Source organism: Phormidium sp. FACHB-1136 (assembly GCF_014697375.1).
Classification (GTDB): Bacteria; Cyanobacteriota; Cyanobacteriia; order Phormidesmidales; family Phormidesmidaceae; genus Nodosilinea.
In genome coordinates this window covers 1-15,255 of sequence record NZ_JACJRS010000028.1, presented here as the reverse complement: position 1 = coordinate 15,255, position 15,255 = coordinate 1, and the positions used below count along the sequence as shown (strand labels likewise).

The 15,255-nt window shown below is 54.5% G+C and carries 14 protein-coding genes; 11 read left to right on the top strand and 3 right to left on the bottom strand.

Features of this window, described 5'->3' with window-relative positions:
* Window positions 1–10 precede the first annotated feature (10 nt).
* From H6G62_RS10585 to H6G62_RS10545, 9 genes are all read left to right on the top strand, one after another.
* Window positions 11–769 carry a sterol desaturase family protein gene (locus H6G62_RS10585; protein WP_242051926.1) on the top strand — a complete coding sequence of 253 codons (759 nt, stop codon included), beginning with the start codon at window positions 11–13 and terminating at the stop codon, window positions 767–769.
* 291 nt (window positions 770–1,060) lie between these two features.
* Window positions 1,061–1,243, top strand: a complete 183-nt coding sequence (locus tag H6G62_RS10580) for a CsbD family protein (protein ID WP_190494855.1) — start codon at window positions 1,061–1,063, stop codon at window positions 1,241–1,243.
* Window positions 1,244–1,364: 121 nt separating this feature from the next.
* Entirely contained in the window at window positions 1,365–2,036 is a 672-nt protein-coding gene (locus tag H6G62_RS10575) for a signal transduction histidine kinase (STHK), LytS (RefSeq protein ID WP_190494854.1), read from the top strand.
* Between the two features lie 153 nt (window positions 2,037–2,189).
* Window positions 2,190–2,582 carry a BON domain-containing protein gene (locus tag H6G62_RS10570; RefSeq protein WP_190494852.1) on the top strand — a complete coding sequence of 131 codons (393 nt, stop codon included), beginning with the start codon at window positions 2,190–2,192 and terminating at the stop codon, window positions 2,580–2,582.
* Between the two features lie 119 nt (window positions 2,583–2,701).
* Entirely contained in the window at window positions 2,702–3,067 is a 366-nt protein-coding gene (locus H6G62_RS10565; RefSeq protein ID WP_190494849.1) for a hypothetical protein, read from the top strand.
* A gap of 35 nt (window positions 3,068–3,102) precedes the next feature.
* Window positions 3,103–3,585 (top strand): CsbD family protein, encoded by a 483-nt coding sequence (locus H6G62_RS28575; protein WP_190494846.1) that lies wholly within the window; start codon window positions 3,103–3,105, stop codon window positions 3,583–3,585.
* Between the two features lie 105 nt (window positions 3,586–3,690).
* The gene (locus H6G62_RS28570; protein ID WP_190494840.1) at window positions 3,691–3,846 is read left to right on the top strand and encodes a lmo0937 family membrane protein; all 156 of its coding nucleotides are present in this window, start codon (window positions 3,691–3,693) and stop codon (window positions 3,844–3,846) included.
* 47 nt (window positions 3,847–3,893) lie between these two features.
* Complete coding sequence (locus H6G62_RS10550; protein WP_190494838.1) at window positions 3,894–4,163, top strand: GlsB/YeaQ/YmgE family stress response membrane protein; 270 nt, start codon at window positions 3,894–3,896, stop codon at window positions 4,161–4,163.
* A 383-nt stretch (window positions 4,164–4,546) separates the two neighbouring features.
* Window positions 4,547–4,837, top strand: a complete 291-nt coding sequence (locus H6G62_RS10545; protein WP_190494836.1) for a ssl1498 family light-harvesting-like protein — start codon at window positions 4,547–4,549, stop codon at window positions 4,835–4,837.
* A 132-nt stretch (window positions 4,838–4,969) separates the two neighbouring features.
* Here the strand turns inward: H6G62_RS10545 and H6G62_RS10540 are convergent, their stop codons facing one another.
* Both H6G62_RS10540 and H6G62_RS10535 read right to left on the bottom strand, forming a co-directional pair.
* The gene (locus tag H6G62_RS10540) at window positions 4,970–5,887 is read right to left on the bottom strand and encodes an alpha/beta hydrolase (protein ID WP_190494835.1); all 918 of its coding nucleotides are present in this window, start codon (window positions 5,885–5,887) and stop codon (window positions 4,970–4,972) included.
* A 14-nt stretch (window positions 5,888–5,901) separates the two neighbouring features.
* Complete coding sequence (locus H6G62_RS10535; protein WP_190494923.1) at window positions 5,902–6,618, bottom strand: hypothetical protein; 717 nt, start codon at window positions 6,616–6,618, stop codon at window positions 5,902–5,904.
* Window positions 6,619–7,172: 554 nt separating this feature from the next.
* Between H6G62_RS10535 and H6G62_RS10530 the strand changes: the two genes are divergently transcribed.
* On the top strand, window positions 7,173–7,694 hold the full coding sequence (locus H6G62_RS10530; protein ID WP_190494833.1) for a GNAT family N-acetyltransferase: 522 nt from the start codon (window positions 7,173–7,175) through the stop codon (window positions 7,692–7,694).
* Between the two features lie 16 nt (window positions 7,695–7,710).
* Here the strand turns inward: H6G62_RS10530 and H6G62_RS10525 are convergent, their stop codons facing one another.
* Window positions 7,711–11,694 carry an EAL domain-containing protein gene (locus H6G62_RS10525; RefSeq protein ID WP_190494831.1) on the bottom strand — a complete coding sequence of 1,328 codons (3,984 nt, stop codon included), beginning with the start codon at window positions 11,692–11,694 and terminating at the stop codon, window positions 7,711–7,713.
* Between the two features lie 1,055 nt (window positions 11,695–12,749).
* Between H6G62_RS10525 and H6G62_RS10520 the strand changes: the two genes are divergently transcribed.
* Window positions 12,750–15,059: a hypothetical protein gene (locus H6G62_RS10520; RefSeq protein WP_190494829.1), complete on the top strand. Its 2,310-nt coding sequence runs from the start codon at window positions 12,750–12,752 to the stop codon at window positions 15,057–15,059.
* Window positions 15,060–15,255 lie beyond the last annotated feature (196 nt).

Sequence of the window (15,255 nt, the reverse complement as noted above, 5' to 3'; positions counted from 1 at the left end):
TGAGTTTTATATGATTGCCTTTTTTGGCATCATTTTGCTGCGGTATTTCTTAGTGGCGGGGGCCACCTACGGGTTCTTTTATGCCCCGCTCAGTCAGTGGTTTGTGAACCATCAACGGCCCCATCGCCCTCCTTCCTGGCGCATCATTGGCCACGATATTAAACTCTCGGTGTTATCGGCAGCGGTGTTTGCCCTAGCCGCCGCCCTAATTTTCTCCGCCTACGATCAGGGCTTCACTCGCCTATACACTGACCCCTATCGCTATGGGCTGTGGTATTTGGGCCTCAGTTATGGGGTGGTGCTGATGCTACAAGATACCTACTTTTACTTTACCCATCGCCTCTTTCATCACCCTCGGCTTTTTCCTTGGGTACACCAGGGACACCATCGATCACGCTACCCCACCCCCTGGACATCCTTTGCCTTTGACCCCCTAGAGGCGGTCGTACAATCCCTATTTTTAATGGGCATTATTTTCACGATTCCGCTGCATTTTATTACCTTAGTGGCGGTCTTAAGCACCATGACCGTGTGGGCCGTCCTAAATCATCTGGGTACCGATCACCTTCCGGTATCTTTCCCCCACCACTGGCTAGGGCAATGGGTCATTGGCCCAGCCCATCACTCTATTCATCACCTTAAATATACAGTTCACTTTGGGCTGTACTTTACCTTTTGGGATCGACTGCTGGGCACCCAAGATCCCAAGTATACTGACACCCTAAACATTTTTAGGTCAGACAACACGGGTGGCAATGGTCGCCCATGATTTTCTGATGCGATAAATCTTTTCAAAAAATCAACAACATACTATACATCGCCATTAGATATTGCCTCAACACGTTATTGCGCCAGACCTTGATTCATTGCATGACCATTCATGCATCAAGAATTTTGAATGCGACAAAAAGATTAAGTATAACAACAATAATTGCCATGGGAAAGTCCCATCAATCAAATCATACATGAAATACAACATCCACTTGACATAGTATATCCATGGCCTAAATGGATTGAGACGTTCCAATTAGCCTGCATGTACTGAACAAGGAATTTAATCATGAACGTTAAAAACAGAGCAAAAGCGGCCTCCAAGAATGTTGAAGGCAAAATTGAAGAAGCGGTTGGCGATCTAACGGGCAACCACGAAGCCCAGGCTAAAGGCAAAGCAAAGCAGGTCGAGGCCAAACTCGAAAATGCCATTGAAGATGTCAAGGATGAAGCCAAAGAAGCCATTGACTAAAGAGTCATCGCCCGTCAGGGCTTAGTTTATGGGTTGGGTTTGGCCAGCGCTACACCCAACCCATAGCAAGCACTCAGACATTTCAATATCCATATCAACATTCAATGAATAGGAACATAACATGGCTGCTTTAGAAAACAAACGTGCCATTGGTGTCTTTCCCGACTATCACTCTACCGAGCAAGCTTTAAGAAAGCTTCAAGGGATAGGCTATGCCATGGCCCGCGTATCCGTGATTGGCCAGGACTCAGAAGATTTAAATCGTTCTGGGCAAGGGAGAGATGTTCAACTTCAAGATATCCAAGCCATCCAGGACGACGATACCCATGCCGATGATGGAGCAGCAACGGGGGGGGTTGCTGGCGGTGCGGTCGGTGGTCTAACGGGTCTCCTGGTGGGCCTAGGGACATTGGCCATTCCTGGCGTTGGCCCCATTATGTTGGCTGGGGTGGTCGCCACGGCCATCGCGACCACCGTGGCGGGTGGGGTCATCGGTGTCGCTACCGGAAGTTTACTCGGTGGCTTAATTGGCCTAGGCATTCCTGAAGATCGGGCCAAGCTCTACAACGATAAAGTGATTCATGGCCATTATCTCATCATTGTAGATGGCACAGAAAGCGACATTGCCCTGGCTGAACCTATCCTACGGGATCAAGGCGTTCGTGAATGGGAAGTGTATCGCCTTTATAATCAGTCCGCTACAGTTGGCATGAATCCTGAAAACCCCAATGCTCCGCCCCCACATCGAACGGAGCCTCGTGGGACGAAAGGGGTTTCATCGGGGCGATTTTAATCGATTGCATCGATATCCAGTTTAGTTGGAATGCTGAGCAGGAATCGAATTTAGGCGCTAGGGATGCTGCCAAGGGGGGCATTCCTTGCTAGTCCAATAGATTTCTGGTTGCTTTCTGCTTGCCCATCGATTCATAAAAAGAAGGTTTTGATCATGAAGAAAATTATTCCGCTTATCCTAGGCAGTCTGCTATTCCTTGGGGCTAACGCTTGTAGTCAAAACCCTGAGGCCAGCGATACCGATGGTGGTGTACGCAGCGACCAACGAGAGTCCGATGCTCGTGCCCGTGAACAGCGTGACAGTCTAACCACTATGGTCGAGGGAGAACAGCCCCTGTCGGGCGATTTAGCCGTTGACGTTCGCAACCTACTAGAAAGTAATTTGCCAGATAGCCGATTGGCCGTCAATGTTGATGTGGAAGCAAAAACGGCAACCGTTACAGGAACCGTGAAGAGCCAAGAGCAATTTGATAGAATTCAACCCCTCGCTATGGAAGTAGAGGGCATTGAATTGGTGAATAACAACACGGAAATCAAGCCAGATTAATGAATCTGACAGACGGGAGGATTGAAAAAACGCGACTCCCATGATTCATTCCTCCCCTTCCTCTTAGACTTTTGTAAGAGCCGTTACTTAAGTCGAAACGAAGTTTATCTAAGGAAACAATGGCGTCTTATCGACGAGTTTTTAGTTTCTTGTTTGTTGTAGTTGCAACGATTATGTTGATAGCTACGGTAGTGTTTAACTTTGGCAACACAAACGCCCTAGCGGCAACCTTGCCCACGCAGTTTGTGAGTCAGAGTCAGGCCCAGATTTCAGCCAAGCAGGCCGAAGGTCAGGTTCATAATGCCGCTGAAGATGGAAACGATTTGCCTCGGATTAAGGGCATCGCTGAAGCCATCACCAAAAAACTGGAAGGCCAATCTCAAACAGCGGTTGACCCTATAACTGACAAATACAAGACCCAGAAGACAGACAAAATGAAGCGATCTGGAGGTCTAAAGGGCAATGTTGGATGGCTCACGTTTTAATTGTTCACCGATAACATTCTATTAGGATAAAACCAATGTTATTTCGACGAATTTTCAGTCTTTTTGCAATGATGACGTTAACAGTTCTGTTGACAACCGCAGTGGTGCTTAATGTGGGTACCGCTAAGGTCTTTGCGGCCACCTTGCCCGTCCAGGTCGCTAGCCCACTTCAACTGGCGATGGCAAATCGAGTTGAGACCATGGCCAAAGATCTTGAAGGCAAGGCTCAAGAAGCCATGGGCAACCTCACCGGAGATCCGAAGGATCAGATCATGGGGAAAGCCAAGCAGGCTGAAAGCCAGGTTCGTAACACGGCTGAAGACCTCCAGGATCAACTTCAGCTCAAGGGTAGGGCTAAGGCCGTTACCAAAAACCTTGAAGGCAAAGCCCAAGAAGCGGTTGGAAATATCACTGGAAATTCCAGCAATCAAACCATGGGTAAAGCAAAGCAAGCGGAAAGCCAAGGTCTTAATTTAGTGGAAGATGCCAAAGATCTGATTCAGGACGTCTTCAAGTAAGGGATGATCGCCTGTTATCAATGAAAATGTCGCTAGACTAAATCATTGTGTCATCCCTTTGTCATCCCTTAATGGCTCATTCTGGCTCATCAGGAGAATAGAAACATGTTGAATATCATCTGGACTGTCGTCGTTATCCTTGTCATTCTTTGGGCGCTAGGCTTCGCGGTTAATATTGGCGGTGGATTAATTCATCTACTGCTAGTTTTGGCCCTGATTGGTATTGTCTATAACTTGCTAATCGGGCGTCGAATCGTTTGATTTTTTGACTTCAAATCCATCCATTTAACACTTTTAAGGAGTCCATCATGAACATCATCGCCTGGATTATTTTAGGTCTGCTAGCAGGGGCAATTGCCAAGGCCATCGTTCCTGGTTATCAAGGCGGAAACTGGCTAGCTACCATGGTTTTGGGCATTGTAGGGGCCTTCATTGGGGGCACATTGCACCTATTCTTGAAAACTGGAAGCCTGCAACTAACCGCACCGGGTTTAAGTATCGTTGGGGTGTTTATTGCGGTTTTGGGAGCCATTATCGCTATTTATCTCTATGGTGCCCTATCCCATCGCAATGCATAAATCCTCGCCGACGAAGAGCCTTAGCTCTGAACTATGATGACCACTGCCTTGATCACGCCCGTTTCTACCCTCACAAAAGTCTACAGATGCCCCAGTAGGTTTGAGCTGCCGCAGGCGCTAGGAGATAGACATTTATGCCTCTGCTGCTCAAATATTTTGCTTCGCCATGCGCGATCTAATCAGGTGTACTGGCGCTGTAGCCACTGCCATCAAGCGATGCCCCTGTTGCAGGATGGTTATCCCTGGTTGACTGACAACGCTTCTCAGCGAGAACTCCGAAAGCCCGCTCCCTAGACCTATTCCAGGGAGCGAGGGGTAGCGCGATTGACCCGTGGGTAACCCGCTTTTTGTTCGCCACAAAAAATATCCAATCTGGAGAGGCCATGACTCATCTAAACTCAGAATCAAAATCAGGTAGTGATGGTAGTGAGCTAATCCCCGCCGAGGTTCAGGCCAATATTCGCCATCATGATGATTCCCAACACACTCAATCCGTTGCGATTCCGGGTACAACGGTCGATGATGAGGGGTTGATTAATAACTTTGCTACCGAGCCTAAGGTCTATCCCTCGACCTACCCTTCGCCACGCCAGCAACGGCAATATCTTTTTCTAGGTGCAGGGGCAATGGTGTTTGTGGCTATCCTCCTTGGGATTGCGTTTTCCGTGAGCTAAACGTTGATCGACGGATGGTTTCATCCTAAATCTGACTTACTGACCCACGGTATCAGCGGGCGAGGAGACCTCGCCCCTAAGGTTTGTCGGCCTGGGGATCGGGGTCTTCTGGCTCGGATTTGGTTTCAAAGGCTAGGGACTTGGCAAGGCAGACGCCGTGGGCACCGTCTGGGTCTGGGTGAGGGCGAGGATGGCCTGGGCCACCGCCTGGGGTTGCTCTAGCATAGCCATATGGCCACAGTTTTCGATGGGAATGACCGCCGATTCTCCCGCCGAGGCGCTGGGAATGTAGCCCGCCAGGTGACGAACAAACTTCAGATCCATCACCGGATCTTGACACCCAGCCAGAAAGTGGATGGGCTGCTGAAGGCCACTCACCAAGCGGGGCAGTAAATGTACCTCCGTTTCGGTGGTGGATTCGAGCAGGGCACCCAGGGCGGCCTCGGCCTCGGCCTCCAGCATATCCTTTAGCCGCTGATGGCCCCAGCGGTAGGCCAAGGGCTGCACCACCGAGGCCCGTGTCATGGCCCAGGAGAGGGGGAAAACGTAGCGCAACCAGGGGGATCGCCATCGCACAATTTGTCGTCCCACCTGGCGAAATTGGTTAAATTCTCGCTCTAGGTACAGCCCGCCCCCGGCGTTGAGGCAGATTACCCCCTTCACCCGGTCGGGGTAGCAGTGGGCCGCCCACAGGGCAATGCTGCCCCCCAGGGAATGCCCCACCAGCCACACCGGGCCGAGGTCAAGCTGGTGCAGCAGTTCCCCCAGGTCGCGGGCATAGGCGGCGAGGCCGTAGGGAGAGGCGCTGGTGGGCAGGGTCTCGGCGGCAGCGGGCAAGCCAGGGACGTAGTGATCTAACTGGTGGCGCGATTGGCCAAACCCGCGCAGGTCGTAGCACAGGCAGGGATGGTTATCGCTGAGGTAGGGCAGCAGGGGCCGCCAATAGTGCTGGCTGAGCAGCCAACCATGGACGAACACCAGCGGCGTTGCTTCACCGCCCGTCGTCCGTTCGTAGGCGTGGGGAACGCCAAAAAGAGTCACGGTAGCCATAGCTAGATCCTACTCTAGCTGGTGAGACGAGCACGGATACCCTCGGCAATTTTGTGGCCCAAATATTCGGGGATCAGGTTTTCGTTGGGGCCAAGCAGGTAGAGAATCAGCCGGGTGCGCCCTCGCCACACCAGCAGGTTGGCATTCACCACCAGCAGGTCTTCCTGCCACACCGCGTACATCACCTTATAAAACAGACCGGGCTGGTTGTTCGCCTCAATCAGCAGGGCGGGCAAATGAAACACCGGATCGACGTAGAACTCCGTTTCCACCCCATCTAATCCGGCATCAAGGTTAAATTCTACCGACAGCATTTCCTCCACTTCAAAATGCCCCGCCAGCGATTCCTGAATGGCTCGGCAGACATTTTCCGAGGTTTGGGGCGTGAGCGCCTTGCCACCACGAGACATCACCATTTTGATGAACACCAGCATGGGCGAGGTGATCTGGCCATAGAGACTGAGGTTATGGATGGTGAGACCATAGGCCGCCAGTACCCCAAAAATATCGCTGAGCAGAAAGGACTGATTTCGATACACAAAGAACAGCGCGTTTTTGCTGCCCTCTGGCTTAATTTCAATCACCGCCTTCTGCTGTTTATACAGTTGATAGGCCAAACGCAAATTCTGTAGCTGAATTTCGCTACTCACAAACTGTTCATAGAACTGGGGAAACGTCCGGTTAAATCGTTTCAACAGATCTACGGTGGAGGAATTTAAGCCAGCGGCCATTTTGGGAAATAGGAACTCCATTGCGTTAACGCTACCATCTCCTCCTCAGGAGTCTACGGTTGACACCCCTCTCGGCTCCTAGCCATCACCTTCAAGGCGATCCCCCTAAATCCCCCTTAGCAAGAGGGACGTTGACTCCAGTTCCCCCCTTTCCAAGGGGGGCTAGGGGGGATCCCCCTCGGAACAAAGCAGGGCAGAGACTTAGGGATAAGCAACGGCCCAAGACAGCAGAGGGACTTTAACCGATCTCAGTCCCCTATCGCCCTGGGGCTAGGGAAGTGTAGCTTGCTTTCCGTAGGGTGGGGTGGCCTAGACGGTGTGGGTTAGCCTAGACCGTATGGCCTAGACACGGTGGCCTAGACCCTGCGATCCAGGCGGTGTGATCCCTCATGATCCTAGGTTAGCCGCTATCTACGACAAGGACACCCAAGGGCCATGCTGATTTTGGCGCTTGGGGGGTGGAACGGAGTCCAGGATAGACATCCGGTTGCGGCAAAATGCTCTTAAACTAGAATGAGTTTTCGTATCTCCTCACAATACTGAGCTGGGCCTGCATGGGTTTTTGGAAGAATCTTTTTATTGGATCCGATGGTGCCGCACCGGGAGACTCTGGGGGTTCCGGCACAGTCCTAGAGGCCATCCCGGAACAGCGGGAGGGCAGCTCCATCATTTTTAGCACCGACCGCGATCTCGATCTCTACGAGCTAGAGGAACTGTGCAACGCCGTGGGCTGGGCCAGACGCCCCATCCGCAAGGTTCGCAAGGCCATCCAGCACAGCTACCTCGTGGTCACCATGTGGGAACAGCGGGGGGCACGACGGCGGCTGGTGGGGTTCTCGCGGGCCACCTCTGACCACGCCTTCAACGCCACCATTTGGGATGTGGTGGTTCACCCCGACTTCCAGGGGCGCGGCCTAGGCAAGGAACTGATGAAGCAGATGATCAAAAAACTGCGCAGCGAAGACATCAGTAACGTCACCCTCTTTGCCGATCCCCATGTGGTGGATTTCTACAAAGGCTTGGGCTTCATGCCCGATCCAGAGGGCATCAAAGGCATGTTTTGGTACCCCGACTAGGGCTAAGATCCCCTCCCTAGAGGCGTCGGCGGACAAGCAGGGCTTGGATGTGCTGGGGCAGCAGGGGGCGGCTGTAGAGGTAGCCTTGGGCCTCATGGCAGCCTTTGTGAATTAAAAATCCCGCCTGTTCTTCGGTTTCCACGCCCTCGGCAATCACCCGCAGGTTGAGGGCGTGGCCGAGGGCAATCACCGCTTCGGCAATGGCCATGTCGTTGGCGTCTTGGGGGATGTCGCGGATGAAGGAACGGTCGATTTTGAGCTTTTCGATGGGCAGTTGCTTCAGGTAGCTGAGGGAGGAATAGCCCGTGCCAAAGTCGTCAATGGAAATTTGAATGCCCAGGTCGCGTAGGGAGGCCAACTGTTCGATGCTATCCGTGGCCCCTTCCATAATGAAGCTTTCGGTGACCTCTAGCTCTAGGTGGGTGGGGGGAAGATGGCTTTCCGCTAGGGCCGACTGCACCACCGACAGCAGGCCGTTTTGGCGAATCTGTGGCCCTGCAATGTTGACGGCAATGCGGCCAAAGGATAGCCCTTGGTCTAGCCACTCCCGCCCCTGGCGACAGGCGGAACGCAGCACCCACAGGCCAATGTCGCGAATCAGCCCAGTTTGCTCGGCCAGGGGAATGAACTGCACCGGAGACACCATGCCCAGTTCCGGGTGTTGCCAGCGCAGCAATGCCTCCAGGCCCACCAGCCGCCGCGAGATCAGATCTACCTGGGGTTGATAGACCAGGTGAAATTCCTGGCGATCCAGCGCCCCCCGCAGGGCATTTTCTAGCAGCATTTGCTCGAAGGTGATGGCCATCATCTCTTCGGTGTAGAAGCGGTAGGTGTTGCGGCCTTCCTCCTTGGCTTGGTACATGGCGGTGTCGGCGTTGCGCAGCAGAGTGGCGGGGTCATCGCCATCGTTGGGAAACAGGCTGATGCCCATACTGACGGTGACATAGATCTCCTGCCCCTGGATCTGTATGGGATCTTTGAGGGCTTCAAGGAGCTTATTAATGACTAGGGTGACGTTTTGGCTGTGGGTCACATCCTCCAGCAGCACCACAAATTCATCGCCGCTGAGGTGGGCCACGGTATCGTTGGTGCGCACCAACGCCTGAAACCGCTGGGCCAGTTGGCGCAGCAGGTCATCTCCGGCCCCATGGCCCATGCTGTCGTTGATGTGCTTAAACCGATCCACATCCACAAAAATCAGGGCCAGTCGGGTATTTTGGCGGCTGGCCAGGGTAAGGGCATGGCGTAGGCGGTCGTTGAACAGCAACCGATTGGGCAACTCCGTCAAGGGGTTGTGGTGGGCCAAATAGTCTAGGCGTTCCTGGTTTTCCTTGGTGGCGGTGATGTCGGAAAACACGCCCACATAGCCTGTGGCTTGGTTTTCGCCGTTGCGCACGGTGGTGATGGTGAGCAGGCTGGGGTAGATGGTGCCATCCTTGCGGCGGTTCCAAATTTCCCCATGCCAAGATCCCTGGGTGACCAGGGTTTGCCACAGGTGTTGGTAAAAGGCGTCATCGTGGCGACCGGACTTGAGCAGGCGGGGGGTTTGGCCAATGGCCTCGCTGTCGTGGTATCCGGTGATGGTCTCAAAGGCTTGGTTCACATCGAGGATACGGCCTCGGAGGTCGGTAATCATCACCCCCTCTAGGGTGCTCTCAAACACCGCTGCCGCCTGCTGAAGCCGCTCGGAGGCCAACACCTGTTCCGTCATATCCTGAACAGTGCCAAAGGCGCGGAGGGGCTGGCCATCGTCGCTGTATTGGGTTTCGCCCCTGGCATAGATATGCTTGATTTGGCCCTGGGAGGTCAGGATGCGGTAGGCATAGCTGTGGTTTTGCCGTTCCGCTAGGGTTCGCTGGAAAGACTGATCGACCTTGTCGCGATCCTCAGGATGTACCAGGGCCAGAAAGGCTTGGTAGCTATGGCCAAACTCCTCTGGGGTGAGTTCAAAAATCCGTAGCGACTGATCCGACACCTGCAAGTCCTGGGTGGTGATGTCCAGATCCCAACTGCCGATGTTGCCCACCCGCTGAGATTCCCGCAGTTGGTATTCGCGCTGGGCCAACTGGGTCAAGGATCGCCGTCGCTGCACCAGCCGCCAAATTTCGTTGGACACCAGTTGCACCGTTTCCACGTCGGGGTCGGTATAGGCTGTGGCCTTGTTGCCCACTCCGGTCAGCATCACCACTTGGCCATTTTCCAGCACAGGTACCGCCAGCAGCCGAATCAGGGGGGCATGGCCTTCGGGAACCCCCTGTTTGTGGGCATAGGTGGCATAGTCGTTCACCACCACAGGCTTTTTCTGGCGCAGGGCATCGGCCCAAATGCCCGCCTTGCTGACCGGGTAGTGGCGGTCGTAGGCCGCATCGCAGTAGTGATCCAGGGTACGGCGCGACCAGGCCACCAGTTCAATGGTTTGTTGATCGTCGTTGATGAAGTGGATAAAGGCGATCTGGCTGGCGGTCAAATCCTCGGCCAATTCCTGCCCATGCTGCATAAAGGCCGCTTCGTCGAGGGTTTCGGCGGCGGTGGGCAACGCTAACAACGCCTCGGCCCGCCGCACCTGGAGGGCCATCAGGGCTTCGGTGTGCTGGCGCTGGGTAATATCCACCAGGCTAACGGGCACCTGGGCGGCTTCGGCGGCACTGTGGGGCACCGGGAAGCGAATCACCACAAATAGGTCAGCCCCAGCTTTGGTTTTGTAGGTCACCTCGGCGGCAAAGGTGGGTCGCCCCTCCCACATGGCCTGGACGCTCTCCACAAACACGGCGAAGGTCTGTTCTGAGAACTGATCGGCCAGGGTCGCTCCATACTCCTCCTGTGTCTCTACCCCAAACAGACGCAGGGCGGCTTGGTTCATTTCCAAAACCTGAATCTGGCCCAGCCAACCCCTAGCCCGATCCGGCTGTGCGGTCAGGTAATCGCGGAGGTTGGTGACCCCCTGTTGCCGCAGGGCCTGTAGATCGTGGTAGATGCCGGAGACATCCTCCAGCAGCAGGGCCGTTTCTAGGTGTTCAAACATGCCCTGGAAGCGGCTCTCGGCCTCCTCGGCCTGTTGGCGGCTCTGGCTATGTTGGTGCAGGGAGTCTTGGTGTTGCCAGTAGGCCACCGTAAAGCCAATGGCCGGGAACGCCACCACCGCCACCATCCCCTGAAAGGCCACCAGATTTTCCGGCACCCCCAAATCCAGCAGCCCCTGGGTGAAGGTTAAGCGCCCAATGGCCGCCACCACCCAGGCCAAGCCCATGGCATTTACCCCCAGCAGTTTAAACCGCATCCCCGCCCACATCAGCAGGGGCAGGATGGTGTAGGGATGGTGGAGGATGGCCATGGGCTTGGTTGGGTCACCGGAGGGATTATCCCAGAGACAAAACTGCATCCAGGCCATCCCCACCGCCAGGGCCAGCAGCACCAAAAACTCAGCCCAGCGCAGGGGATGACGGCTCCATAGCGGTCGCCCCCGTTGACCATAAAGGGCCACCACCCCAGGGGCCACAAAGATCAGCCCCAGCCCCACCGCACTCGACCAAGCCTGGTGTACCGTCCACCAAGCCTCGGCCTCGGTGAACCGCACCACCACCCAGGCCGCTGGAATAGCGGTGATCCAAGGCAGCAGCACCCCCACCCCCAGCAAAAAGGCCACCACCTGCTGAATGGAGTGAAACCCCTGCCTGCCACCACAGTAGTGCCGCATCCACAGTGCCCCCAGCACCGCCTCTAGGGTATTAATACCTATAAATGCCAGCACCAGCAGCGGGGAGCGCCCCAACCACACCACCTCCAGGGGCAGGGTGATGGCACAGGCCAGCCCCAGCAACCCAACCCAGCGTGACCGGGGAGCCACCACCAAACAGCCCAGCAAAAAGCCCCCCACGGGCCAAATTACGGCGGTGCCACTGGTGGCATGGAGCAAACTGAGACTGAGGATGAGGAGCAGGGCGTAGAGCAGACCAAAGCGTAGACTCTGTCGCCCTGGGCCTCCGGTGACGTATTTGACCATTAACCCCGCTTATTTCGGATGCACCGAGGAGCGCCTAACTAGGCTAGACAACGCTATTTTAGGGCGATTTTCCCTACCCCTGGCCCTAGCTTAAGGAAAATTCCCCTGCCGCCCTCCCCCTCAGCCCCTCGCCCAGGGGGGCTACTAAGTAACCTGAGTTCGGGATAAGCCAAAGGCTTCAATCACTAGAAACCCGCTTCTGGCAACGACGCTGGCCCTCACCCTAAATCCCTCTCCCTTGGGGAGAGGGACTTTGAAGCTCTAGCTCCCCCTCTCCCCGTGGGAGAGGGGGCTGGGGGGTGAGGGCTTCCGGGGCATCGGACTGGGGATCTCCCAGCCTTTGGCCAGTGGCAACGAGATCTGTGTATGTAGTAGCCCATCTGGGGAGAGGGATTTAGAGGGTGAGGGTCAAGATCGGGGCTGGGGGATATCGTTGGGGGAGAGGTTATAAAAGGTTTGTGAATTCTCGAAGAAATACGCAACGCAGTCTATGAAGTTATCACTAAGATGGAAATTGGAGGTACTAACAATTTCAGTGCTTTTGCGTTGATCTCGATGGTTTAGCTCTAAAACTTGGTGGTATAAAGTCTTACGCCTGAGGAGCCCGTACAGCCCCACCAGGCCGTAGGACACCCCGACTCCTATCTCAGATAGTGGCCTATGTGAACAGATGCAAAGGCTGATCGCTCCGCTAGAATATCTGGGTATCTTAGGGATAAGCTGTGGCTGTTCCTTGATACTACCCTTGACGGGGGTAACGGGGTCTGCATTTACCCCTAGAGCACACGCCAATCCGGAATGTAGGTTCAGTACAGTGAAACCATCATTAAGTCCTCCATGCGGTGGAATGGCCCAAGGGTGCGGGTCATTGGCCTAGGCCGCTCGATCTGAATTCCCTGGTTCTAGAACTCGATAGGTTTTCTGTAGGTCTCCTGTCCAGCCGAGTCTTTGGTTTTGTTGTTTGGCGAATCGGTCTTAGAAATATGCATCTTCACCTGCTTCAGAAAGTTTGGCGGTTCCCGAAAACTGTCCTTAAGCGGTTCGTAAGCGACCTATTGCGCATTCTCCTGCTCAGTAATCGGCCTCGACGCATGGCCCAGGCGGGTTTTGTGCTACCGACTACGGTGTTGCTGGTGTTGATGGTGGTACTTACCGCCACGGCGCTCACCTACCGCACCGTAAACCGCAGCCAAATGAATATTGCCCAGCGGGAGCAGGTGAGGGTGGCCAATGTGGCGGCCCCTGCCATTGACCGAGCTAAATCTAAGATTGAATTTATCTTCACGAACGATACCCGCCTCACCAGTGGTCTGCCCACCCCAGAGGTGCTGGCGAGTCTGATGCTGGCGACGCCCTATCCCGACACCGTTGATCAACTGGTGCCGGGGAAAGATCCCTTCACCCTGCCGGGGGAAACCCGCCTGGATATTAATAACGATGGCAAGCTAGACAATGCTTGGTCTTTTGTGGATGGCAATACCGGGGAAACCGTCGCCTATTCCATTTTGGTGGAAGATAAGGGGCTAACGGCCCCCACCATTACGGTGACGTCTCCGGTCAATATCGCCAAGGCCAGAGCCCTCGTGACTCGCACTGGCCCGGTGGCGGCTACCTCGCCCTCGCCCGTCTGTTCTAATGCGAGGGCCGAGGCGGGCTGGCAAGTGGTGGATAGCGGCAGCAGTTCGACGCTGCAAAAGAACTTCCAAATTAATGTGTTTGTGCCCAACGCCAGCGATGTGAATCGCACCCTAGAAGCCTTCGAGTTTCAGCAGTCTCGGATTGCCGAACGGGGCAACAAATGGGCCGCTTGGTTCCGCTACGACCTCGATATTTCTCCGGGGGGGGCGTTTACCATGAACGGTGCCATGCACACCGACTCTAACTTATTGGTCAGTGGGCCTGAAACTAATTCCAAGTTTGAAGCCTTCAAAATTAGCTCCGAAAAGTCCTGTGTGTATGGCAAAGAAGCCTCGGAAATTACCGTGGGGGTGGGCACCAGTACCAATACCTTTGAGGGCCAAATTGTCCGGGGTTCTGTGGTCACCAACGCTTACGATACTACTGCCGCAACTAAGGCTATCTTCCATATCTGGGCCGGGGATGATAAAGCTCCCACAGTAGCAAACTTGACAACCCAAAATGACTCGGTGAACGGTGGCACACCGGGCGACATTGCCGTTAACCCAATCAAGCTCTTTACCGAAGACAAACTAGAGCCCCTGGGTAGCGGCTGGAGCCGAGATAATGCCGCCTGGGAGGCCAACCCGATCCGTAATGGGGGAACCAACGGGGCTCCCCGTGTGTTCAATCGCCGGATGCCCAAACCCTTTGTGGATGACCTGTTCCGGGCGGATAATCGCTGGGGACCAAAGCCTCGCTATAGCGAAACCATCGCCAGCCTAGACATTGCCAATACCTCCAACAAAGTCGGAGACCCCATTGATTCTTCGTTAGAACTCCTCAACAACGCGCAACTGGGCTTAGATGGTTTTTGGGAACGACAAGCCATTGCCAACGGGCTGCGGCTGGTTGTGGGCGAACGCTTAGAGCTAGGCGATCCGTTGCGATGGAACTCAACGGATGCTCCTGATACCCCCACTAACACCAATCGCCTATATCCTCCCAATGCTGCGCCGCGAGTGCCTGCTACTGGAACCCCCATTACTATTGGAACCAATGAGTATCGCCAAAAGCGTTCCTTGCGGGATAACCTAGCTGCCGTACAAGGCATGGTGGTTTATCACTATAAGATTAACAGTGGTAAGTTCCCGGCAGCCTGTGTGGCTTTCACCTCCCACCCCGGCACGTTAAATACCATTGTTAACAGTCGAACCTTCGACAGCTATCCAAAGCTCAACACATCGACCAATATTGCAATCAAGACCGATTTCTTTAATGGGGTTGGAACAGATGGATGGGAATTTGCCTTTCCAAGCACCTTCAACACGCCTAGCGGCTTTGCAACCGAAATTGCTAGCAACAAACCCCTGGGGGTTGCCCTCAGAAACCTAGCCCGCTTTGCCGGAGATCCCAAAGGCGGTGCTCCATCTTTCCCCGCTGTGCAGGATAGCGATATTCACCCAGCCCCCTATTTCAACATGTGGGGAGACTTCTCTACACTCCGGCGGGTTATTGAATCCTATGATGGCATGTCTTCTAGCCTGACCGCGCAGCAGAAGTATGACGCTCTGAACGCTGCCGATCAAGCAACGCTTCACAGTGCCGCCTGTACCGTCAGCATGTTGGCCTACAACGCCTACAACGACTATCTTCAAGCCACCAGAGACCTAGAGGACTATGTGCCCACTGGGCTGAATGCTTACTTGAACCAGGTTGTGAGTGCTATTCAAGACATTGCGGCCTGACTGCCTGACAGAAGTGGGTGAAAGGCTTGAAACCTCGTGCTGCGAGGGGGAAAAGGTGAGGTGACATGAGACGCTGGAATTGCATATCTCAGGGTCTTTGCCATGCCAGCCACCACCTGTCTCTATGATCAAGTGCTGTCCTTGCTGCGTCAATATAGCCATCGTCGGGATCTGCGACACCTCAAGGCCTTGGCGT

Coding starts and splice junctions, on each gene's coding strand:
- H6G62_RS10525 (WP_190494831.1), bottom strand. CDS start 11,694: ATGGTCAAATACGTCACCGGAGGCCCAGGGCGACAGAGTCTACGCTTT.
- H6G62_RS10545 (WP_190494836.1), top strand. CDS start 4,547: ATGACTCATCTAAACTCAGAATCAAAATCAGGTAGTGATGGTAGTGAG.
- H6G62_RS10585 (WP_242051926.1), top strand. CDS start 11: ATGATTGCCTTTTTTGGCATCATTTTGCTGCGGTATTTCTTAGTGGCG.
- H6G62_RS10530 (WP_190494833.1), top strand. CDS start 7,173: ATGGGTTTTTGGAAGAATCTTTTTATTGGATCCGATGGTGCCGCACCG.
- H6G62_RS10540 (WP_190494835.1), bottom strand. CDS start 5,887: ATGGCTACCGTGACTCTTTTTGGCGTTCCCCACGCCTACGAACGGACG.
- H6G62_RS10535 (WP_190494923.1), bottom strand. CDS start 6,618: ATGGCCGCTGGCTTAAATTCCTCCACCGTAGATCTGTTGAAACGATTT.
- H6G62_RS10570 (WP_190494852.1), top strand. CDS start 2,190: ATGAAGAAAATTATTCCGCTTATCCTAGGCAGTCTGCTATTCCTTGGG.
- H6G62_RS10580 (WP_190494855.1), top strand. CDS start 1,061: ATGAACGTTAAAAACAGAGCAAAAGCGGCCTCCAAGAATGTTGAAGGC.
- H6G62_RS10565 (WP_190494849.1), top strand. CDS start 2,702: ATGGCGTCTTATCGACGAGTTTTTAGTTTCTTGTTTGTTGTAGTTGCA.
- H6G62_RS10550 (WP_190494838.1), top strand. CDS start 3,894: ATGAACATCATCGCCTGGATTATTTTAGGTCTGCTAGCAGGGGCAATT.
- H6G62_RS28575 (WP_190494846.1), top strand. CDS start 3,103: ATGTTATTTCGACGAATTTTCAGTCTTTTTGCAATGATGACGTTAACA.
- H6G62_RS10575 (WP_190494854.1), top strand. CDS start 1,365: ATGGCTGCTTTAGAAAACAAACGTGCCATTGGTGTCTTTCCCGACTAT.
- H6G62_RS28570 (WP_190494840.1), top strand. CDS start 3,691: ATGTTGAATATCATCTGGACTGTCGTCGTTATCCTTGTCATTCTTTGG.